The following is a 19872-nucleotide window of genomic DNA, read 5'->3' on the forward strand; positions in this document are numbered from 1 at the left end:
AAAACGCCATGTACGGTAACTCTCTGCAATATATCACCAAGGCGCAGGCCGATTACGCGCGCTGCATCGATGACGATCGTCTTGAGGAATGGCCGAGCCTGTTTCACGGCCCGTGCCTCTACAAGATCACGACCGCATCGAACTACCGCGACGGCCTTGAAGCAGGCATCGTGTTCGCCAATTCGCGCGGCATGCTGACCGATCGTGTTTCCGCCTTGCGCGAAGCCAATATTTATGAGCGTCAGACTTATCGCCACATCCTCGGCTTGCCGTCGATCCTCTCGGAAGACGGCGCGAAGGTGACAAGCGAGACACCCTTCATGGTGGCGCGCATTCTGCAGGATGGCGATACATCGATCTATGCCACGGGTCGCTATTTTGATGTCTACGAGATCGAGGACGGCGCGGCGAAACTGAACGAGCGCACGGTGGTGTGTGATAGTTCGCGGATCGATACACTGCTGGCGCTCCCATTATGACGTCCAAAGCCATAGCGCTGACCATTGGCGATCCCAATGGCATCGGCCCTGAAATCGCTGTGAAGGCCGCCGTGTTGTGCGTGGAAGCGCAGCCGGGCTCGTCGCCCATTCTGGTTGGCGATGAGCATGTCATCCGCTTCTACGCAGACAAATTCGCGCCCGGCCGGACGCTGACGCAGGCCGGGTCGCCCACTGATGAGCGGACGCTACTTTATTATCCTGTAGTAGCATTGGATGCTGCGGCTTTCACGCCGGGGCAAGGACGTGCGGAGGGTGGTCGCGCCACCGTCGCTTATGTTGAAGCCGGGCTCGATCTCATGGAGCAAGGGCGTGCCCACAGTATCGTGGCGTGTCCGCACTCCGAGACCAACGTCAATGCCGCCGGTATCAAGTTCTCCGGTTATCCGAGCCTGCTGGCGCAGCTGAAGAAGGTGCCGGAAGATGAGGTGTTCCTCATGCTGGTCGGTGCCGGCTTGCGCATCGTGCACGTCACCCTGCATGAGCGGCTGTTCGATGCCCTCGATCGGATCACGCCGGTGCTGATCGAGCGCGCCGTTCGCACGACCATTGATGCCTTGCGCAATCTTGGTATTGCACGTCCCCGGCTTGGTGTCTTCGGCATCAATCCCCACGCAGGCGAAGGCGGTCTCTTTGGCGATGATGACGACCGCATCGTCAAGCCGCTGATTGAGCGGCTAAAGGCCGAAGGCATTGATATCGAGGGACCGGTGGGCGCCGATCTCATGGTTGGTCAGCAAGGCTTCGATGCGTTCGTGGCGATGTATCACGATCAAGGACACATACCGATCAAGTTACTTGCGGGCCGCAATTCGGCAGCGATGTCGATCGGCGCCGGATTAATGTTTTCAAGCGTCGGCCACGGCAGTGCCTTCGACATCGCGGGAAAGGGCATTGCCGATCCGGCGCCCGTCCTGCGCTGCATCGAGCTTGTCGCAGGTGCCAATCAATTCAAGGAAACGGCATGACGCACACAATCGCGGTCGAAGACGCCGACATCAGCTTCACATGCAATGACGGCGAAACCGTCCTCGTCGCAGCGGAGCGTGCGGGATATACGATGCCTTATTCCTGCAGGAAGGGCGTCTGTGCATCCTGCGAAGGCTTTCTGAGCAAGGGCGATGTCAAACAGCGCTCGAAGGACATGACAGGTCCGACTGGCAAGGTTCTGTTCTGCACGGCCACCGCCAAGAGCGATCTCACCATCCGGCCTCGCCAGATCCAGCGCCACGATCCGTCGGCGCGAAAGAAACTCCAGGCTCGGGTCTTCCGCATATCGCGCCCGGCGGATGATGTGGCCATTCTGCAATTGCGTTTTCCGGCCAGCATTCGCGCCAAGTTCAAGGCGGGGCAGTATCTCCGCATCCGCGCGCCGGATGGCAACGAGCGCAGCTTTTCAATGGCCAACCCTCCGCAGGAGAGTGACGGGGTGCAGCTGCACATTCGGCACGTGCCCGGCGGCGCGTTCTCCGAAACAGTGCTGGCCTCCCTGCAACTCGACGACAAGCTCGAGGTCGAGGTGCCGTTTGGTGATTTTCATCTGCGGGAAGACGATCAAGCGCGTTACGTGTTTGTCGCGACCGGCACCGGCTTCGCGCCTTTGAAATCGATTCTCAACGACATGATCCGGCGGCGGCTCAGCCGCGAGGTGCGCTTCTATTGGGGCGGACGCAGCAAGGCTGATCTTTATCTCGCGGAGACCTGCGAGAAGTGGGCAAAGCGCTATCCATGGTTCACGTTCGTTCCAGTGCTGTCTGAGCCCGACGCGAACTGGAGCGGGCGTCGTGGCCTGGTGCACGCCGCGGTGCTTGAGGATCTTCCGGATCTATCGGACCGACATGTCTATGCCTGCGGTAATCCCATGATGATCGAAGCCGCGCGCGCTGAATTCAATACGCGTGGTGGATTGCACAGTGACCGCTTCTACGCCGATGCGTTCGTGCCAAGTGGATCGTCCGACATAAGCCAGTCGCAAGTCCTGCAAGCCACAGTCTGACGATTTTTGCGCGTTCTTCGTGCCTGCAGCGCGACGCGATCGCCGCGCGGTCATCAATAAAGAACAAATCGGGCCAAGAGTAATTTGGCGAGCAGAGGTGAGGAAATGATTGGTACGGAGGTTGCTTTTGACGTCCCATCCTTGATCAATTCGCGTCGCACCGGCATCACACAGTACGGAATTGTCCTGTTGTGCGGTCTCGTCATGTTCCTCGATGGCTTCGATACGCAGGCCATCAGCTACATGGCGCCGTCGATCGCAAAAGAGTGGGGGCTCACCAAGCAGCTTCTTGGTCCGATCTTTTCGTCGGCGCTGACCGGGTTGATGGTGGGCTATTTGCTCGTCTCGCCGTTTTCGGATCGGTTCGGCCATCGCAAGCTCGTCATCATCAGCACCTTTGCTTTCGCCTTACTCACATTCGCTACGATTTTCGCGACCAATGTCACCGAATTGATCGCGCTGCGTTTCTTGACCGGCATTGCGCTGGGGTCGGTGGTGCCCAGCGCCATCGCATTGACGACAGAATTTAGTCCCGCTCGCTTGCGCGCGACGTTCGTGTTGGCGATCTACTGCGGCTTCTCGCTCGGATTCGTCGCAGCCGGCGCGGTCGCAGCCTGGGCTATCCCTGAATATGGCTGGCGATCGATGCTGTGGATCGGCGCGGCCGCGCCCATTGTCGTCGCGATCCTGACGCTGATGTTCTTACCCGAGTCGCTGGACTTCCTGATCCGCACGAACGCGAAACCGGATGCCGTCTGGCGTGTGGTGCGTCGAGTTGATCGTGCGTTGCCAGTGCAGGGGCCGACGCAGTTCGTCACCGAGGCGGCTGAGCGGCGCAGCGCGGTTGGAAGTCTGTTCTCGTCCGGCCGCGCTACTGGAACGCTGGTGATCTGGGTCGTGTTCATGCTCAATCTCGCCGAATTCTACGCGCTACAAAGCTGGCTGCCGTCCATGCTGACGAATGTCGGTCATTCTCTCAACACAGTCGCGCTCGCCACCACCATGACCACGGTCGGCGGTATTGTCGCCGCATTCGCGATCGGACCGGCGATGGATCGCATTGGCCCCTATGGCTCTCTTGCGACGGTTTATCTGGCTGGCGTTCTGTTTGTTGTCTTGTTCGGCTATTCGATCGACAAACCGAGCTGGATAATGGTCGCGACCGCATTCTGCGCCGGCTTTTGCATCAGCGGCGGGCAGAAGAGCGTGATCGCGCTGGCGGCGATTTATTATCCGACCTCGATCAGATCTACGGGCGTGGGCTGGGCTCTCGGGATCGGCAGATTAGGCGGCATTGGCGGCCCGCTGTTGATTGGCGTCTTGCTCGCGTATCACCTCAGCGCGCAGCACATTCTCTATGTTGCCGGGATCCCGATGCTGATCGCCGGGTTGCTCATCCTCTTGCTCGGATATTGGTGTGGGCGGGATGGCGCTAAAGCGAAGATTGAATGAGCTCGGGACCGCCTTGCAGGTCGGCTGCGCGTCGGCCAGATTGTGAATCGGCGCGGGTTCCGACGCCGATCGGCACGTAACTCTTTGATTCGTTTGGTGATGCCGGGGTCATAATTCGGCGTCGATTCACAGACGAGATCACATTATGTAAGTTCTTTGTGCACCGACCTTCACTTGCCAACCTTTCGATCTCTTTTAGGAAGTCGACTGTTGGCATGGCGCTCCCGTAAGCGAAGTTCGCTGAGACACACAGTAAGGGCGCACATTGCGTTGGAGAATCACTCACCCGAACGGTGGGCATTTGAGCAAGTCTGCACCGGACTGAACCTCACATCGTTGCAGGTTTGCATAGAGGAGAACCTGCTGTGACAGTGTCCTTAGCTGCACGTCGATTTTTTCAGACAGGCATTCTCCCGAATCGTCAAACGTCTCGCCAACAGTGACGATCGCAGCTCCCAATGGGGTCGGCCATCCTCGTAGGGCGTGGACAACCGAACGAAGCGCCAGCAACGTCGAAACGGCGCCTTGCTCACCTGCCGCGGTCACAACACAGCCGACAGCTCGTCCCTCCAAATAGGGCCTTGCGTCCGACCTGAGTTCCTCGACGTAGTCGAGCGCGTTTTTGACGAGGCCTGAGATCCCACCGTGATAGCCCGGCGTGCCCACGATCACACCGTCGGCGCGACGGAGCTCGGCCACGATGCTCTGCGCGGCAACAGGAAGCTTGGCACCAGGTGTGTATGGAGGCAAGTCTAGATCGACGCCGCTCACCAGGTGCGTTTCCCCGCCCAGTGAGGCCACTTCACGCAGACACAGCGCTAACGCCTTTTGGGTCGACGAACCTGCCCGCGTCGTACCGCCAATTCCCACGATATACGGTTTTGTCATAGCGTCACCTCACATGCCGAACCAAGCCGAACCCGTCGAATCTCAGGAAGTCCTCCCGAGCGATGCTCCACCATCGATCGGGATTTCGGCTCCAGTAACGAAACTTGCAGCTTTGGACGCGAGAAAAAGGGCGAGCCCCTGGACATCTCGGGGATCGGCGATCCGCCCCAAGGGAATTCCCCTGCTGACTATTGCAGCAACTTCCGAGGACTTTAGCCGACCACCCCCAATGTTGGTGGCGAAAGCCCCTGGCGCAATTGCATTCACCGTGATGTTGAACTCAGCGAGTTCCAGAGCGGCCTGCCTGACTAAATGAGCTGCGCCAGCCTTTGCCGGCATATACGGTGTGCCAATCCAGGCTTGGTTGCGAAACGAGGCGATCGACGTGGTGACGATGATGCGCCCCGTACGACGCGGCTTCATATGTCGGATCGCAGCCTGAATTGTCGCAAATGCTCCACTGAGGTTCACCGCGATGACATCGTCCCAATGGCGGTCAGTGATCGCTTCAAGTGCGCCCCCCGGATAACGGGTCCCCTCAAGGCCAGCAAAGCCTGGGCCTGCGCCGATGCCTGCGTTGGCGAATACCGTGTCGAGGACTCCATAGTGACCAACCGCCGCATCAAACGCCTCTCTTAGCGCGGAGCGGTCACGCAAATCAATTGATCTTGCGAAGACCTCCACCCCGGTCTGGGCGAGCGCATTCGAAACAGTTGCCAGCGCTGCCTTATCGATGTCAAAGAGAGCCAGCCTAGCACGATTGGCGGCCAAGACCTCCGCGATCGCCAGACCAATCCCGCTGGCCGCGCCGGTGATCGCCACGACATCGTTGCTTACGTTAAATAGCTCGTCCGCCTTCATCACTAAACCTTGGTCAAGCCGCAGTTAGACCGCCATCGACGACCAGTTCGGCTCCAACCATGTACGAGGAGTCATCTCCGGCCAGAAATCTTACGACGCTTGCGATTTCATCCGGCCGACCTATGCGACCGATTGGATAGTGTTCGAGGACCTTCGCCCGAGCAGATTCGAGGCTCTCGTCTGACCCAGGCTTCAGTCGACTCTCGAACAGGGGTTTGGTCAGAGGCGTATCGATCAGGCCCGGATAGACAGAGTTCACCCGTATTCGGTAGCCTCGCCGTGCGAAATCGACTGCAATGGCCTTCGTGAACAGTCGCAAGCCGCCTTTGCCGGCCGAATAGGCGGGCATCCCAGCCGATCCCCTTAAGGCGGAAACAGACGCAATATTGATGATGGCTCCGCCAGAAGGCGAGCGGCTCGCACTTAGACGCATGGCGTCCAGCGCTTCCTTGATGCCGAGAAAGGCTCCATTCAAGTTCACGTCGATGTCGTGCTTCCAGTCATCCACCGACAGCGCCTCGAACGGCTTGATTCTCGCCCCGCCCGCATTGTTCACGAGAATGTTCAAGCCGCCGGCGGCCTCCAGCGTTTGGGCAATGGCCGCCCGCCATTGATCTCGGTCCGTGATATCGAGTCCAATTCCGATGGCCCGACCGCCATCCGACACGATGCCCCGCACGACACGGTCGGCCTGCTCGGCGTCAAGATCGGCGACCACCACCAGCGCTCCGTCGAACGAAAGCCGCCTGCAGATAGCCGAGCCGATCCCGCCGGCGCCGCCCGTCACCAAGGCCGTTTGCCCTTCGAGAGAAGTCATGTCTCGTCTCCTACTTGCTACCGATCACGTCGCCGAACGGCTCGAAGCGCTTGCCGTTGAATTTTACGGGTTGAAGCTGATCGATCGGCGAGTAATCGGTCTTGCTGGTACGGATCTTGATGCCGGGCAGATAGACATCGATCTCCATATCAAGACTCGTCATCTGCTTCATGAGGTTCTCTCGCGTCAGATCGTCTCCGCACCTTCTGAGAACTTCGACGAAGGCCTTGGCCGCGCCGTAGCCGAATACGGTCGTGCCGTTCTCCTGATCGCCCTCAGGGTAATACTTCGTCATGAAGGTGCGGAATTGACGGACACCTTCGTCATTCGCCCAACGCGGATCGGCGGGATCCTTCAGGTAGACGGCGCTGATGATCCCCAGTGACGCATCGATGCCCGCAGCGGAAATCGTCGACTGGGTTGACGCCGACGCATTGCCCAAGAACTGGATGGGCTTCCACCCAATTTCCCCAATCTTCTTGATCGCTTGCGCGGCAAACTTGGGCGTGGAGAGGTTGACGAAGATATCGACATGGGCGGACTTGATCTGCACCACCTGCGAATCGACCGTGGGCGTGGTCACTTCGTAGGGAAGCGCGATGACGATCTTCTTATCTGCGTCCGCACCGAACGCTTGACGAAATCCCGTTATGTAGTCTTTGCCAGAGTCGTCATTCTGATAAAGGATGCCGACCGTCTTCGTTGGATAGTTCTGCAGAATGTATTTCGCGTAGATTGTGGCTTCGCTGACATATCCCGGCCACCAGGCCATGCTCCAAGGCGAATGCTCGGGGTCATCGAACCTGGCAGCGCCGCTAGAGATGAACAGATGCGGCACCTTCTTGGAATTGACGTACTTCTGAATCCCAGAATTCCCTGCCGTCCCGACGACATTGAAAAGTGCGAAGACCTCGTCGGATTCGATCAGTTTGCGAGCCTGCTCGACAGTTTTGGGAGGACTGAAGCCGTCGTCATAAGTGACAAACTCGATCTTTCGGCCGTTGATGCCGCCCTGGTCGTTTATCATTTTGAAGTATGCGGCCTCGGTTTTGCCGATGGCAGCATATGCTGACGCCGGACCGCTATACGGCATGATGTTGCCAATCTTGATGGTCGTGTCGGTCACTCCCACGTCATACTTCTTTTGAGCCATCGCGACGCCATTGGCGAGCGTCGCGAGAAGGCCCGACAGCAGAACGGCAGTTAGCGAACGCATGTCGAGGCTCATCTGCACGCACCTCCCCGTCACTATTGAATTGGACGCCAGTGTTCTGGCTAATTAGGCCGACTGGCGCCGAGCGCCCTCGCGCTCGGTGAAGAACGCCTTCACTCGCGTCACGGCCGCCGGAGCCTCAAAGAAGATGAGGTGTCCCGCTCCTTCGAACAGCGCGATTTCGCTGGATGGCAGTCGCTTCGACCAGTAGTTCGCCTGCTCAACTGGAATGATCTGGTCCTTGTCACCCCAGAGCACCAACGTCGGCACCTTGATGTGCCCGAGCCATCGCGCAAGCTTCGGTTCGTAGTTTCGCTCCCAGCTGATGCGGGCGAGCGACGTCATCTCGCGATATCGCGCGATCTTGAGTTCATTGGTGAGATTGACGGTCGGGATACGGGCGAGCGCCTCGGGCGAAGAGACAATCCGAGAGGGGACATGCTCCGCGCGGATCGTAAACATGTCAGCCGTCGGATGTTCCTTGACCCGCAGACCCGCCGGACAGGCCAGGGCGAGGCGACGAACGCGATGCTGATTAAATACAGTAAAGAGACTGGCAATCCATCCGCCCAACGAGTGTCCCACGAGATCCACCGGCTCGGACAGCTTCAGCTGGTCGAATAGTGCAGCGTAGTGGACGGCGTAATCCAGCACGGAATTCACGCCGGGATCATCGTCGGACGCACCGAAGCCAGGATGGATCGGCACGATCAGACGGCGCCCCTGTGCCAGCGGCAGCAGATCCTGGAATCCGCTCGTCGTACCGGCACCGTGGAAGAATACAATCGGCTCGCCTTCGCCCGCTTCCAGGACCTGAACGCGAATGCCGTCGACGGTAATGTCACGCTTTGTGAAGCTGGTCATTGTTTCCTCCAACTATTCTGCCGCGACCTGGACCGAGGGTGACATCAGCTTCCGCACGCGCGGAATGACTTCTTCGGCGAACAGAGTGATGTTCTTGACGGCCTTCCAGTGCGGCATATCGCCGACGTGCAGATGCAAGATGATCTTGCTGCTCTGGGCCTGCTCGCACCAGAACGCGATGCGCTCGGCCACGTGATCGGGGGTACCAAGAGCGGTACGGTAGACCGTTGTGAGCCCCTCCCAGGTGACGTCGAGCTCCGTCGCCCCAGACTCGAGACGCTTGCGAAGGCGCTCGACCGGGAGATAGCCGGGAGGCGAATTCAGGTGCGAGTCGGTCTTCAGGAGGTTCTTGAAATAGAAGAGGATATGATCGCGCCCCTCCTCGACGGCCTTCTCTTCCGATTCGGCCACATACACCATTGCCGAAATGATGATCGATTCTGAGTCAGTCGGCTGATTGTGCTTGGCTGCCACAGACCGGTAGTTCTCGAACGACTTCAGCTGCGCTGGAATCGGGGTGAAGACCTGAGAATAGCCGTAGCCGCGCTCGGCCGCGTAGTTGACGGTGTCTTCCGTGCCTGAACCGACCACATAGATCTTCGGGTGCGGCTTCTGATACGGCAACGGGAAGCAATTGAGATATTTGTACTGATAGAAGTCGCCGTCGTAGCGGCTCGGACCAGGCTGATTCCAAGCCTGCATCAGGATGTCCATGCCCTCGCGGAAGCGTTCGCGCGCGGTCGCAGGGCTGAGCGGATTGACCCAGTACTCCATGCCGGTGCCGAGGGGAAACGCGCATTCGAGACGCCCACCGGACATGACGTCGAGCATTGCATACTCTTCCGCCAGCCGATGCGGATACGTCAGCCCGATCGGCGTGCCCATGACGCAGATCTTCGCGCGTTCCGTGAGCACCGCCAGCGCGCTGGCGATGAGTTGGCAGGAAGGCATCAGGCTATAGAAGGTGGCATGATGCTCGTTGACCACGAGACCATCGAACCCGAGCTTGTCACCCAGTACGAGCTCGTCGATGTATTCCTTGTAGAGCTTGTAGCCGACCTTCGGATCGAAGTGCGTATTGGGAATGTCGACCCACTGGCCCTGCGGGCGGTTCGGCACGACATCCGGATACGGCATGAAGTGCATCAAGTAGAACTGCGGAGCACTTAATCCCGGCATCATTAACCTCCCTCGGAACATCAACCTCGAGCTTCGAGGCTCGTTTATAATCATAGTATGCTATGATTATGGTCGAGACGTCAAGGGTTGTGCGCGAGTTTGAATCCCCGCGATCAATCGGTCGAAAGACTTGAGATGTGGACGTCACCTATTTGTCGCCGTAGCGCTCGGCGTTCAGGTTCTGCGTCATTAGGTTTGCAACGCGGAAAAACTCGTCGACCTCATGCGCGCTAAGTCCCTTGGTCGCCTTCTCTTCGACTTCCCGAGCCGCTTTGGACATGAGTTGACTGAGCGCGCGACCTTTCGCGGTAAGCCTTATTGTGGTTCGCCGCCCATGCGCAGGATCGGGCGATCTGGAGATTAGCCCGTCCCTTTCCATTCGTTTCAACGTCACAGCCATCGTTGGCTGCTCGATACCAATGATGCGTGAAAGCTCTCCCTGGGTCGATTCCGTCAGCTGCATCAACCGGGCAATGACTGGATTTACGCCAGGAAGGAAACCATGGCGGGCCGTTCGCTGCGCCAAGCTCCAGCTGATATTCCGGCCGAGCGTGTTTACGGCAAGGCCAAGAATTCGCTCGCGATCAGTGGATGGCTGAGATTCACCGTGCTCGCCTTCAACTTTGCTGGGCCTTGTCATCCAATGCTTTCAATGAGATCTCGAACTGCCAAGTCGTGGCCAAAATGCTGTTTCTGGATACCACCATCTTGGCACAGGCTACAGGGGAAGCCATGTGCAGCCTTTTGCCAAGAGATTCAATAGCTTTGGCTTTGGCTGACACCGCTTCCTTCCGCCGGGCAGAATGCGACCGTCAGGGTGCAGCGTCTTGCTGGTCAGGATTTTCGCGCTTTGCAGCCCCGGATGGAGCCAGCGGCGCTGGTAATTTCACGGCTGTTCGAGCGTATACGTCGTTGGAGGTGGCAGCGATAGAACTCGCTGCTGGCATCGGCGCGCCGCAGAACCCGCGGCACGAACGATTTCATCCGTGCACCGAACTCGCTGTTGCGATGTGTGCACGGCAATAATGACAACAAGAGCCGTCAACGAATAGGAGGCCCAAACGCTTCCGATCGGCTCAAGACCAGGCCCTAGCGCGAGCTACTCTTCCTCGAGAGAAAGAGACCGGAGAACACGATAAGGTCGATCCGCTGCGACCGATCACCGGGCAGCGCAAGCGCGGCGCGGCGGCAACAGAAGCCTCCGTCGCTACCGAAACGGCCACTCTCTATCCCGAAAGGCCCTCGAGGGCGTCAATCTGAGCACGGAGATCGCTTTTTTGAGCGCTAGATGAGCGGCCGCGAAGCACGAACCATCCCATCGCGAACACCGTCGCCGCCGCGCCGAGTGACGTCAAACCAGCAATGAGAAAGAACGTGGGCGCCGTGAAGCCTGCTCCGATCAAGACGCCACCAAGAACAGGACCAAGGATTGCGCCTATACGTCCTATTCCCATCGTCCAACCGACACCCGTTGCGCGCAGACGCGTGTCGTAGAAGCCCGCGCATAGAGCCACGGTGCACATCTGCGCGCCGATGGTCAGGATCCCGGCAAGAACTGAGAAGATCAATAGAAGCGTGCTTGACGTGCCTACATAGCCGATAGCGACGATAGCGACGGCACCGAGGCCATATCCAGCGCCAATAACCGTTGCCTGGCCGTAGCGTCCCGCCAACTGTCCGAGCGTAAGGCAGCCTATGATCGCACCCAAATTGATCATGGCCACGGCGACGACGGCCTCTTCGACGCTGTGCCCCCCTTGCCGAGCAAGCATGGGGATCCAGTTGAGAAGGAAATAGGACAACATCAAGCTGAAGAAGAAGGTGATCCAAAGCAGGATCGTACCGAGCGCGGTGCCCTTGGCAAATAGACTGAAGAGCGGCGCCGGCGTCTCGACCGTCAGTTTGACGTTCCATTTCTTTCCCAGGTTCATCCGATCCAGGATGGAAATGATCGCGAGGCTATCCCCCTTGAGCGCAAGAAACCGGATCGACTCCGGCACCCAGCCGACTATGAGCGGCATCAAGAGAAGTGGGATTACACCGCCAGCGTAGAAGGCGCTAGTCCATCCCAGTACTGGAAGCAGTTTCGCCATTGCGAAGCCGCCAATGACTGCCCCCAGCGGAAAACCACAAAACATGAGCGCAACAACCGTGGCCCGCAGGCGCGTCGGCGTATACTCCGACGTCAGCGCGATGGCCGTCGGAAGAGCTCCTCCGAGACCGAGACCCGTGACAAACCGCAGGGCGGTCAGATTGCCGATGGATGTGGCGAAAGGTGTGAGCAAAGAGCATATCGCAAACAATGCGACAGAAAACATCAGCACAGGCTTGCGGCCAAGGCGATCGCCGGCAAGCCCGAGCGCCATGGCTCCCAGCATGCCGCCGAGCAGACCCGCTCCAAAAACGGGACCAAACTGGGAAGGCTCGACGTGCCAACTGCTGGCTATTTCTGGCGCGACAAACGCGACGCATTGCGTGTCGAAGCCATCTATCATGGCAACGAGCGAACAGATCGAGATGATCAGGTACTGGGAAGGTCCCAGGCGACCTGAATTTACGACTGTCTCCAAGTCGACGGCTTCGCTCGAATCCATGCGCACTCCATTGCGGGCGTCTCCCGAGGCGCCGGTTACCCGGTCTTCTTCTTGCTGAACGTTTGCTTCGTTATGTCAGCGGCTTTGCATCAATCATGCAGCCGACCAACAAGCAAGGTTCTTTCGAACGATTGCTCCAAGCATGGTTGGTCCCGCGAATGATGACGGTGTCCCCTGGCCGCATCAACACCTCGTCGACGTCGGTCACCATGTAGATCTCGCCCTTGATGCAGGTGATGCAATCCAGCGTATCGGTCCGGTGCATGCTCGGATGGCGCGCCATGTCTTCAGCAGTAGGCGTATGCTTCTGATTCACTTCGACGTTCAACTTCTTGAGCGCCTCGATATGTCCGGCCTTGTCGCCAGTGTCTGGTGGAATCTCAAGGGCGCGGCATAGCATGCCGCCGGGAAACGGCTCGCGGGTCGTGATATCGAGCGACCGGTCCGCATCGATGCTGTTGTCGACCGGCACTTCTTTCGTACCCCACAGCGTTGCACGGTAGAAGATTCCAGGGCTTTCCTGCACGTTGGTAGCTTCGTGCATCAGGACTGCCGATTTTCCGGCTGCATTCGGGCCGACCACGTATCTTTTCCACTTAGCCATTTTTCTCTCGCGATGTATTGTTTGTTGGATTGGAGTTAGCGCCCTGGAAATCCGCTGGCCGGAGCGGGAGCCCGCCGGTAGTTTGTTCCCTCAATGCCGGCATTGAGGGCATTGACGGTTTGCTCGCAGAAGCGACGAAAGCCGAGCGTATCGAGACCGAGGCAGAACACAGTGATCCCGTCGTCCAGCGACTTGCGACACGACTCCGGCGTCGGATCCAGGATCGGACCTCCGACCACCGCAACACCATGCCGCTTAGCCGCCGCCAGGACCTTCCGGTAGGCGTCTTGAACGCGCGGGCTCTTCATCATCGCGGTGCCCTCACCCATCGCGTAAGACAGGTCGCCTCCGCCGAAGACGATGACCTTCACTTCCTCCATCGCACATATCTCATCGATATTCTCGACGGCGGTCGGATGCTCGATCATCGGAATCAGGATGACTTCGCGGTTATTCCAAGCGGCATATTCCTCGAATGTCCGCAACGAATAGCCTGCCGCGCGGATCGCGGGACAAATGCCGCGCGACCCCAGCGGCGGGAAGAACGCCGCGTCAGCGGCGCGCTTAACGTCTTCCGCGGAGCGCACCATCGGAAGGAAGATCCCGCTCGCTCCGGCTTCGAGCGCGCGTCGAATATCGGCCTCGTTGGCACGATCAGGAACGCGAACGAATGGCACAAGGCCAGCCTGCTCCGACACGCGGATGAGGCTTTCGAGCCCCCGCGCATTGTTGCTCGAGTGCTCGCAGTCCAACATCACGAAATCGAAACCGGTCAGGCCAAGCACTTCCACTAGCGCCGGATCACCAGTGAAGCATTGCATGCCGAGCGGAATTTCACCGCGCTCAAGCATTTCGATCAGCCGATTGGGCTTGAACAAAACATATTCCTCCCGAAGACATAAAGTCACTTGGTGTCTTTGTGACACAAGTCTCCAGGCTTGGGAAGAAGCATCTTGGAAAAATTTTCGGTCTCCGTCGCCGGGGGCTCACGCGACTCCCGGGTCAGCAACGAGATTGACCGAGCGGATTCCAGCCAGCGCGCAGGCTTCATCTTTATCCGGCACGTCGCCACTCACGCCAACAGCGCCGATGACGAATCCTTCTTGCGATCTGACAAGAACGCCGCCCGGGACCGGGACCATGGATCCTTCCGCAAGTGAAGAGAGAGCCACGAAAAATGAAGGATGGTGAGCCGCACGAGACATCAGCGTACGGGTACCCATTCCCATGCCTAGCGAGGACCAGGCCTTCGCTCTGGCAATCTGCTCCCGCAACAAGCTAGATCCGTCCTCCATTTTGAAGGAAACAAGGCACCCCCGCGCGTCGAGGACCGCGACGGTCATCGGCGGTAAATTCATCTCCCGCGCAGTCTTGAGGGCTTCGTCCACGACACGTGACGCATCGGACAAGGACAGCATTGTGAAACTCCCTTAAAGTTGTGCTCTTGAGCAACTGCGCATGCGCTGCGGATTGATCGGAGCCGTGCAAATTGCTAGTCACTAGGTCACCTACTCTCAAATCGTACCGCTGGACAATCAAAAATGGCAACATTCCGAAGCGGGTCTCAGGTCATTGATCGCGAACGCATCGCCGATCAGATCTTCAAGGATCTGCGGAACGACATCATTCTCGGCACCATCCCGCGCGGCACGAAACTACCTTCAGAGAAGGATTTGGCGCAGCGCTATGGCGTCAGCGGCCCCACGGTCCGTGAAGCGATCCGCGGCCTCAGTCTTTTGGGGTTTGCCGACGTGCGACACGGCAGCGGCGCCTACGTCGTTGCCAACCCGGACCAGCTGGTCGCCACCTCTTTGAGTGCCGTGATCCAATTGGGCAAGCTGGGGGTGGCCGATGTCCTCGGCGTGTGGGGGGCGCTGAACGAACACGTGGCCGCGTTGGCCGCGGAGGCTTCGACGCGCGAGGACCATGAACGTCTACGCACCACCCTCGCCGCGCTCGACGACGTCACTTCGGGGGAACAGGCTGCGCAAGCTGTTCTCGCTTTTCACAATGCCATGGCGACCGCAGCGCACAATCCTCTGCTCGCCGCGCTCTGCGGTTTTCTGGCCGAATTGCAGACCGAACTCGGTCACCAGCTTTGTGATTCCGTCACCCAATGGCGCACCATTCTCGCCAAGCTCAAGCCAATTCGAACGCAATTGGTCCAGTCAGTCATCGCGAGAAACCCGCCCAAGGCCGTCGCTGCAGCACAACAGTTCCATACTAAGGCGGTGGCTTTGATCACCGCCTTACCAAAGGCCAAGGAGATTCGACTGAACGACCCCAAGCTTCGCCAATTGCTGTCAACATTGTTGTTACGGGTTGGATGACCACACGCCGCACCCCCGTAAGAGCTACGCACATGCAGAAGAGTGATATTGAGAAACTGGAGCAGGCTCGGCGTAACGCTATGCTGGAGGCCGATCTGACTGGTCTCGGCCGCCTATTGGCCGACGACCTGGTCTGGATACATGCATCGTCCAAGTCGGACACCAAGAAGTCCTTGATCGAAAAGTTTGCCAGCGGAAGTCTCCGTTGCCATCGGCTCGACCACTCCGAGGTTGCGATCCGCATCTATGGTTCAGTCGCAATTGTGCAAGGCAAGCTGGAAATGGACGTCTCGGCAGATGGGACAAGCCGCACGTCTGTGAATCTGTATACCGGGGTCTGGGCAGGAGCGCCGGGTGACGCCAAGCTTGTCCTGTGGCAATCGACTCGCGTGCAGAGCTAGGTCATCCTGGAGAGATGCAAATTCTGTAAGACCTCGGGAAAAGAAAGGTGGCGCCTTTTCGGCGCCACTAGTTAGCGGTGGTCCAGTCCGCTACTTGAAGATCTGAGGTTTGATTGGCGTCGCCGGAGGATCAGGCGCCCACAAGCGATAGCTCACATTGGCGAACAACTTGTAGCCCTGGGTGACTGCCGCCCGGTCAGTAACAAACGGGCTCGGCGAGCCGCCGGACGCGCCAGCGCTTACCTCGCGGAATCCGAAGACGTTCAGCTGCACCGGACCAAAATTGTATCCGACAAGTCCTCCGATGGCGCCTTCGTGAAAGCGGTTCGCGCTGATGGCATCGCCGTAGAAGGCGCTCGACGTATCGTCTCCGACTTGTGCAACGTAATAGCCAAGGACACCGAGGGTCCACTTCCCCAACTGCTTCGTGACCGCAAATTCGGAGTCGAGCACGTCGCCACTCCGATAGTTGGTAACGGTATTCCGAGTGTTGGTTTCGTAGTAGAAGGCCGCAGTCAGATTCCACCCTTCGTTCAGATAAGAGACGATGAACTCTGGCCTAAACGTCCACCAGGGGTTGCCGACATTGCCCAAACCGTTGGTACCAGAGATAGTGCCGTCGGGCACGCCGATACCGAGCCCTGTCTTGACGAAAAAGCCCGTTTGACCAAGCTTCCAACTGAGTTCGACGGGCACCACAAAGGTGTTGTGTACGCCAGTTTTCATGGTGTTCACCGGAGAACTCGTGTCAGCGTTGGCGAAGGGCTGCACGATCACAGCATCATAGGTTGCTCCGAGGAAGGTCCAGCCAGGAACAAAAAGGAAGCCTGGCGTGGCCGCGTTGACGTTCACGGTCGTAGCGGCACCACCAACATTCGGAGCTCCCGGGCCCACAATCTTAGCCTGATAGGTCCAGAACTGGTCGAACATGTAGATGCCGGTGCCGGGCGCAGCGGCGGTTGTGTTACCGATCGCAATGCCGGCAGGCACTTGTGTCCCGGGTGAGCCCGATTCGTAGGCATTGGCCTGCCCTAGCGAAATTACAGCAGCCGCGGCGGACACGGCAATGTACATCTTCTTCAGATCAATACGCATTTTCCCCCCATTGGTGATTTCCGCCCGATGAAACTGCCCGCCCGCAAGAGCAGGTAGCCACGCCTCGAGCCCGATCACTTAGTCGTTATTCTGCACACTAAGTCACCTAGTGACCTTGTCAAGAGGCGACTTGAACCCCTATCTCCGACTCGCCTCAGCAAACAGGAAAGAAGCATGACAGCCGACGGTTCGGATAAACTCGCCCTGCGCATCGCTTCGCTGGTCACTGCAACTAATGTCATAGTCGCATGCGGATTTTCGATTGCCGGTCTTCTCAGTCCCAGCGCGATCTTGCCTGCGGGTGCATTCCCCACCGCGGCGTCGCAGACTTTTGCCATGTACGCGGCCGCGCGAGCGGTGCCGTTAACTCTGATTACTTTGGCGAAACTCGGTCAAAGAACTTGGATTTTGCCATTAGGCACCCTTGCCGGGTTCGCGCAGTTACTCGATGCCGGCGTTGGTGTCTTTCAGCACGATGTCGGCAAGACAATAGGGCCGCTGTTCCTAGCCATCCTACAATTTATGGCTCTTCTAAATCTCGGCCGTATCAGCAAATAACAACTCGATCGCCGCACTGAGGACTACGGATCGGGAGTTCCGTCAGAACGCTGCGGTGGTGCACGACGGAGGTGCAGCACGTCAAATTCCTCCTGGCCTTGGATACGGAAAGGATCACTTGGCGGATCATTGCCACGGCCCCTCCGCGGCGAGGTCGCCGGAGCGAGATCATCGCAACGGCCCGTCCGGCGGTCCGCAAGATCGGCCGAGCGAGTGGAGCTTTCGGCGAATTCGCGAAACTCGTCGGGAACATAACGAGAGATGCCCATCACCACCGAGCCTTAGCCAATGGCATCCCATCCGAAGCGGTCGCGGATCTCATCGAAAGGTCGGTCGGCCGCCCAACGTGCCATGCCTATTTTGTGCCGGAGCGGCGCGGTTCATCTTGAAGTCCAAGCGGAAGTTCCAGCTCCAGATTCCAGTGCTCCTCAAGATGGGACACAGAGATCGCCAGGAGCGAGATGGTCTTCTCGTTAGGGTGTTCAGCAAGGACCGCACTAGTCTAGTTAGCTCCTCGGCAAAGCTCGGCGAGGATCGCGGTCGCGGAGATTGGTGCGTCAAGCGTTCGCGAGCGCGTAGCTGAGTTCAGATTGGCGGAGCGAACGCGATCAATCGGTGGGGTAATGACAAGCGTTTGAGCCGCCTGTGTCGTGGCGATTGCCCCGGCAGCCTTCGTCGGCTGTACTGGAATTGGCGTGCGATAGACAAAGCCGCAGACGAGAATAAGATGCCGGGAAACCTCAACCGGCGCGGTCGGGTACTGCAGCCTCGGCAAATGTCGCCATCTTGTTATGCAACGCACATGCAAGGCGCAGAATTGGCAAGGCCAGCGCGGCGCCCGAACCTTCGCCGAGTCGAAGATCAAGATCGAGCAACGGACGGGCGGCGAGCGCCTCCAACACCAGACGATGGCCCTGCTCGGCCGAACGATGTGAGAAGATCAGGAACGGACGGCACGACGGATTGAGACGTACGGCGACAAGCGCCGCGACCGAAACGATGAAGCCGTCGACCAGGACGGGAATGCGGTGCTGCGCGGCGGCGATAATGGCCCCGCCGAGCGCCACGATCTCGAGCCCGCCGACGGCACACAAGATCTGTTCCACTGCAATATTGGACGCCCCGATGTCGTGACGGGCAAGCGCCGTCGCAATCACGCGCGCCTTGTGCGTCTGGCCAGCCGCGTCGAGGCCGGTACCAGCGCCAGTGATCATATCCGCGCTGAGCGTAAGGAGCGCCGCCGCCATCGCCGCAGCCGACGTGGTGTTACCGATTCCCATCTCCCCGAAGATCAAGAGGTCCGGCATCACTCCCACGGCGCGCGCGACGGCGCGTTTTCCAGCTTCGAAAGCGAAGGCCACCTCCGCAGTCTCGAGCGCCGGCTCCTTAGAGAAATCCCGTGTCCCGCGGCGCGGCTTGTCCTCGACAATACCTGGTATTCGATTCTCGGCCAGCGTTCCGGCATCTACGACTTCGAGCGCCGACCCCAATTCACGCGCCAGCACCGAGATCGCGGCACCTCCAGAAGCAAAGTTAGCCATCATCGCGATCGTCACTTCCTGCGGATAGGCTGACACGCCCTGTGCAGTGACGCCATGATCGCCGGCGAAGATGATGATCGGCGTGCGATCGACCCTCGGGCGATCGGTCAGCTGCAAACCGGCGAGTTCGATGGCCAGAGTTTCAAGCCTACCGAGCGCGCCGGCCGGCTTTGTCAACTGGCTTTGGCGAAGGCTTGCGGCCTCGCGGTGCGCACTGGAAATGCCGAGGCAGTCCTGAAAGACCCAATCGGGAAGCATGTGGTGTTACCTTATTTCAGATTGCGCCTAAGAATGTAGCTATCCATGATCCAACCATGCTGTGCTCGCGCCTGCGCGCGCGCAGCCACGATTTTCGCGCACATCTCCGCCAGTGGGCCCGAGAGGATGATCTCGTGCGCCATACCGAGATAGGCGCCCCACCAGATGTGAACGCCCCTCGGATCAAGCGATTGGAACGCCGCGCTACCGTCGAGCATGACGACAGCAGTGTCGACCCCAGCAGGCCAGCCGCCCTCGCCAAGGCACCGTCCCGTGGTGACAAGAAACGGTTCGCCGACTTCATTAACGGGAATGGCATGCGCAGCGCAAAGTGCCTGAATCGAGGTAATGCCGGGGATGACCTCGATCTCCGGCAGCGGGTCGAGCCGGCGTGCGATTCGCAGGCTGGAATCGTAGAGCGAAGGATCGCCCCAGATCAGAAGCACGACACTTCGCTTATTGCCGGGGTGATTTTCGATCTCCTTCGACCATGCGGCGGCGACCGCAGCATGCCATTCATCAACGCTGCCACAGTAGTCCATGTGTTGGAGGTCCCGCCTGGGCAGGTCGAACTCGACAACGCGTGTGTTGGGGTTGGTGAGAACCTGCGCACAGATCGTTCGGCGCAAGTTGGCGAGATCGACTTTTTCCACGCCCTTGCGCGGAATCAAAACGAGATCGGCAGCGTTGATCGCACGGGTAGCGGCGAGCGTCATTTGATCGG

22 protein-coding genes and 1 pseudogene are annotated in these 19872 nt (G+C 58.9%); 8 read left to right on the forward strand and 15 right to left on the reverse strand.

Translation table 11 applies throughout. From position 1 onward, the window contains the following. Nucleotides 1-8: 8 nt before the first annotated feature. From ACP2YO_RS42400 to ACP2YO_RS42420, 5 genes and pseudogenes are all read left to right on the forward strand, one after another. A complete protein-coding gene (locus ACP2YO_RS42400) occupies nt 9-479 on the forward strand; it encodes an aromatic-ring-hydroxylating dioxygenase subunit beta (RefSeq protein ID WP_426437121.1) in 471 nt (156 codons plus the stop codon). Further along, nucleotides 476-1465 (forward strand): PdxA family dehydrogenase, encoded by a 990-nt coding sequence (locus ACP2YO_RS42405; RefSeq protein WP_426437122.1) that lies wholly within the window; start codon nt 476-478, stop codon nt 1463-1465. The genes ACP2YO_RS42400 and ACP2YO_RS42405 overlap by 4 nt, the downstream gene beginning before the upstream one ends. Further along, nucleotides 1462-1626 (forward strand): annotated as a pseudogene (locus ACP2YO_RS42410) (2Fe-2S iron-sulfur cluster-binding protein); the annotation flags it as partial. The gene ACP2YO_RS42405 and the pseudogene ACP2YO_RS42410, both read left to right, overlap by 4 nt. Before the next feature lie 165 nt (nt 1627-1791). Beyond that, the gene (locus tag ACP2YO_RS42415) at nt 1792-2493 is read left to right on the forward strand and encodes an NAD(P)H-flavin reductase (protein ID WP_426443455.1); all 702 of its coding nucleotides are present in this window, start codon (nt 1792-1794) and stop codon (nt 2491-2493) included. 243 nt (nt 2494-2736) lie between these two features. After that, nucleotides 2737-3945, forward strand: a complete 1209-nt coding sequence (locus ACP2YO_RS42420) for an MFS transporter (RefSeq protein ID WP_426437123.1) — start codon at nt 2737-2739, stop codon at nt 3943-3945. Nucleotides 3946-4227: 282 nt separating this feature from the next. Here ACP2YO_RS42420 and ACP2YO_RS42425 read toward each other — a convergent pair whose 3' ends face one another. From ACP2YO_RS42425 to ACP2YO_RS42480, 12 genes are all read right to left on the reverse strand, one after another. Then, nucleotides 4228-4833, reverse strand: a complete 606-nt coding sequence (locus tag ACP2YO_RS42425) for an NADPH-dependent FMN reductase (protein WP_426437124.1) — start codon at nt 4831-4833, stop codon at nt 4228-4230. A gap of 42 nt (nt 4834-4875) precedes the next feature. Further along, complete coding sequence (locus ACP2YO_RS42430) at nt 4876-5694, reverse strand: SDR family NAD(P)-dependent oxidoreductase (RefSeq protein ID WP_426437125.1); 819 nt, start codon at nt 5692-5694, stop codon at nt 4876-4878. Between the two features lie 13 nt (nt 5695-5707). Beyond that, nucleotides 5708-6511 carry an SDR family NAD(P)-dependent oxidoreductase gene (locus ACP2YO_RS42435; protein ID WP_426437126.1) on the reverse strand — a complete coding sequence of 268 codons (804 nt, stop codon included), beginning with the start codon at nt 6509-6511 and terminating at the stop codon, nt 5708-5710. Between the two features lie 10 nt (nt 6512-6521). Beyond that, a complete protein-coding gene (locus ACP2YO_RS42440; protein WP_426437127.1) occupies nt 6522-7739 on the reverse strand; it encodes an ABC transporter substrate-binding protein in 1218 nt (405 codons plus the stop codon). 51 nt (nt 7740-7790) lie between these two features. Continuing rightward, entirely contained in the window at nt 7791-8588 is a 798-nt protein-coding gene (locus ACP2YO_RS42445; RefSeq protein WP_426437128.1) for an alpha/beta fold hydrolase, read from the reverse strand. A 12-nt stretch (nt 8589-8600) separates the two neighbouring features. Further along, the gene (locus ACP2YO_RS42450; RefSeq protein ID WP_426437129.1) at nt 8601-9767 is read right to left on the reverse strand and encodes an LLM class flavin-dependent oxidoreductase; all 1167 of its coding nucleotides are present in this window, start codon (nt 9765-9767) and stop codon (nt 8601-8603) included. Nucleotides 9768-9915: 148 nt separating this feature from the next. Further along, complete coding sequence (locus ACP2YO_RS42455) at nt 9916-10407, reverse strand: MarR family winged helix-turn-helix transcriptional regulator (RefSeq protein WP_426437130.1); 492 nt, start codon at nt 10405-10407, stop codon at nt 9916-9918. Continuing rightward, nucleotides 10385-10549, reverse strand: a complete 165-nt coding sequence (locus tag ACP2YO_RS42460) for a hypothetical protein (RefSeq protein ID WP_426437131.1) — start codon at nt 10547-10549, stop codon at nt 10385-10387. Before ACP2YO_RS42460 ends, ACP2YO_RS42455 begins: the two co-directional genes overlap by 23 nt. A 444-nt stretch (nt 10550-10993) precedes the next feature. Then, on the reverse strand, nt 10994-12361 hold the full coding sequence (locus tag ACP2YO_RS42465; protein WP_426437132.1) for an MFS transporter: 1368 nt from the start codon (nt 12359-12361) through the stop codon (nt 10994-10996). A 70-nt stretch (nt 12362-12431) separates the two neighbouring features. After that, nucleotides 12432-12965: a cupin domain-containing protein gene (locus tag ACP2YO_RS42470; protein ID WP_426437133.1), complete on the reverse strand. Its 534-nt coding sequence runs from the start codon at nt 12963-12965 to the stop codon at nt 12432-12434. A gap of 35 nt (nt 12966-13000) precedes the next feature. Beyond that, nucleotides 13001-13843, reverse strand: coding sequence for an HpcH/HpaI aldolase family protein (locus tag ACP2YO_RS42475; RefSeq protein ID WP_426437134.1), 843 nt, complete (start codon nt 13841-13843; stop codon nt 13001-13003). Nucleotides 13844-13951: 108 nt separating this feature from the next. Next, a complete protein-coding gene (locus ACP2YO_RS42480) occupies nt 13952-14383 on the reverse strand; it encodes a GlcG/HbpS family heme-binding protein (RefSeq protein ID WP_426437135.1) in 432 nt (143 codons plus the stop codon). Between the two features lie 123 nt (nt 14384-14506). Between ACP2YO_RS42480 and ACP2YO_RS42485 the strand changes: the two genes are divergently transcribed. Further along, complete coding sequence (locus ACP2YO_RS42485) at nt 14507-15295, forward strand: FadR/GntR family transcriptional regulator (protein ID WP_426437136.1); 789 nt, start codon at nt 14507-14509, stop codon at nt 15293-15295. A gap of 32 nt (nt 15296-15327) precedes the next feature. Continuing rightward, the gene (locus ACP2YO_RS42490) at nt 15328-15696 is read left to right on the forward strand and encodes a nuclear transport factor 2 family protein (RefSeq protein ID WP_426437137.1); all 369 of its coding nucleotides are present in this window, start codon (nt 15328-15330) and stop codon (nt 15694-15696) included. Between the two features lie 90 nt (nt 15697-15786). Here the strand turns inward: ACP2YO_RS42490 and ACP2YO_RS42495 are convergent, their stop codons facing one another. Beyond that, entirely contained in the window at nt 15787-16869 is a 1083-nt protein-coding gene (locus tag ACP2YO_RS42495; protein ID WP_426437138.1) for a SphA family protein, read from the reverse strand. Between the two features lie 96 nt (nt 16870-16965). Between ACP2YO_RS42495 and ACP2YO_RS42500 the strand changes: the two genes are divergently transcribed. Continuing rightward, nucleotides 16966-17349 (forward strand): hypothetical protein, encoded by a 384-nt coding sequence (locus ACP2YO_RS42500; protein ID WP_426437139.1) that lies wholly within the window; start codon nt 16966-16968, stop codon nt 17347-17349. 740 nt (nt 17350-18089) lie between these two features. On the opposite strand, the gene cobT is transcribed toward ACP2YO_RS42500, so the two are convergent. Next, nucleotides 18090-19148, reverse strand: coding sequence for a nicotinate-nucleotide--dimethylbenzimidazole phosphoribosyltransferase (cobT, locus tag ACP2YO_RS42505; RefSeq protein ID WP_426437140.1), 1059 nt, complete (start codon nt 19146-19148; stop codon nt 18090-18092). An 11-nt stretch (nt 19149-19159) separates the two neighbouring features. Next, nucleotides 19160-19864 carry a precorrin-6A synthase (deacetylating) gene (cobF, locus tag ACP2YO_RS42510; protein ID WP_426443456.1) on the reverse strand — a complete coding sequence of 235 codons (705 nt, stop codon included), beginning with the start codon at nt 19862-19864 and terminating at the stop codon, nt 19160-19162. Between the last annotated feature and the right edge of the window lie 8 nt (nt 19865-19872).

The sequence above is a fragment of the Bradyrhizobium genosp. P genome (assembly GCF_049949265.1).
In the GTDB taxonomy this organism is placed as follows: domain Bacteria; phylum Pseudomonadota; class Alphaproteobacteria; order Rhizobiales; family Xanthobacteraceae; genus Bradyrhizobium.

What these genes read in the sequence shown, in the direction of transcription:
- ACP2YO_RS42430 (WP_426437125.1), bottom strand. Translation starts at nt 5,694, where the DNA reads ATGAAGGCGGACGAGCTATTTAACGTAAGCAACGATGTCGTGGCGATC.
- ACP2YO_RS42470 (WP_426437133.1), bottom strand. Translation starts at nt 12,965, where the DNA reads ATGGCTAAGTGGAAAAGATACGTGGTCGGCCCGAATGCAGCCGGAAAA.
- ACP2YO_RS42485 (WP_426437136.1), top strand. Translation starts at nt 14,507, where the DNA reads ATGGCAACATTCCGAAGCGGGTCTCAGGTCATTGATCGCGAACGCATC.
- ACP2YO_RS42450 (WP_426437129.1), bottom strand. Translation starts at nt 9,767, where the DNA reads ATGCCGGGATTAAGTGCTCCGCAGTTCTACTTGATGCACTTCATGCCG.
- cobF (WP_426443456.1), bottom strand. Translation starts at nt 19,864, where the DNA reads ATGACGCTCGCCGCTACCCGTGCGATCAACGCTGCCGATCTCGTTTTG.
- ACP2YO_RS42490 (WP_426437137.1), top strand. Translation starts at nt 15,328, where the DNA reads ATGCAGAAGAGTGATATTGAGAAACTGGAGCAGGCTCGGCGTAACGCT.
- ACP2YO_RS42455 (WP_426437130.1), bottom strand. Translation starts at nt 10,407, where the DNA reads ATGACAAGGCCCAGCAAAGTTGAAGGCGAGCACGGTGAATCTCAGCCA.
- ACP2YO_RS42435 (WP_426437126.1), bottom strand. Translation starts at nt 6,511, where the DNA reads ATGACTTCTCTCGAAGGGCAAACGGCCTTGGTGACGGGCGGCGCCGGC.
- ACP2YO_RS42500 (WP_426437139.1), top strand. Translation starts at nt 16,966, where the DNA reads ATGACAGCCGACGGTTCGGATAAACTCGCCCTGCGCATCGCTTCGCTG.
- cobT (WP_426437140.1), bottom strand. Translation starts at nt 19,148, where the DNA reads ATGCTTCCCGATTGGGTCTTTCAGGACTGCCTCGGCATTTCCAGTGCG.
- ACP2YO_RS42440 (WP_426437127.1), bottom strand. Translation starts at nt 7,739, where the DNA reads ATGAGCCTCGACATGCGTTCGCTAACTGCCGTTCTGCTGTCGGGCCTT.
- ACP2YO_RS42405 (WP_426437122.1), top strand. Translation starts at nt 476, where the DNA reads ATGACGTCCAAAGCCATAGCGCTGACCATTGGCGATCCCAATGGCATC.
- ACP2YO_RS42445 (WP_426437128.1), bottom strand. Translation starts at nt 8,588, where the DNA reads ATGACCAGCTTCACAAAGCGTGACATTACCGTCGACGGCATTCGCGTT.
- ACP2YO_RS42420 (WP_426437123.1), top strand. Translation starts at nt 2,737, where the DNA reads ATGGCGCCGTCGATCGCAAAAGAGTGGGGGCTCACCAAGCAGCTTCTT.
- ACP2YO_RS42425 (WP_426437124.1), bottom strand. Translation starts at nt 4,833, where the DNA reads ATGACAAAACCGTATATCGTGGGAATTGGCGGTACGACGCGGGCAGGT.
- ACP2YO_RS42400 (WP_426437121.1), top strand. Translation starts at nt 9, where the DNA reads ATGTACGGTAACTCTCTGCAATATATCACCAAGGCGCAGGCCGATTAC.
- ACP2YO_RS42480 (WP_426437135.1), bottom strand. Translation starts at nt 14,383, where the DNA reads ATGCTGTCCTTGTCCGATGCGTCACGTGTCGTGGACGAAGCCCTCAAG.
- ACP2YO_RS42465 (WP_426437132.1), bottom strand. Translation starts at nt 12,361, where the DNA reads ATGGATTCGAGCGAAGCCGTCGACTTGGAGACAGTCGTAAATTCAGGT.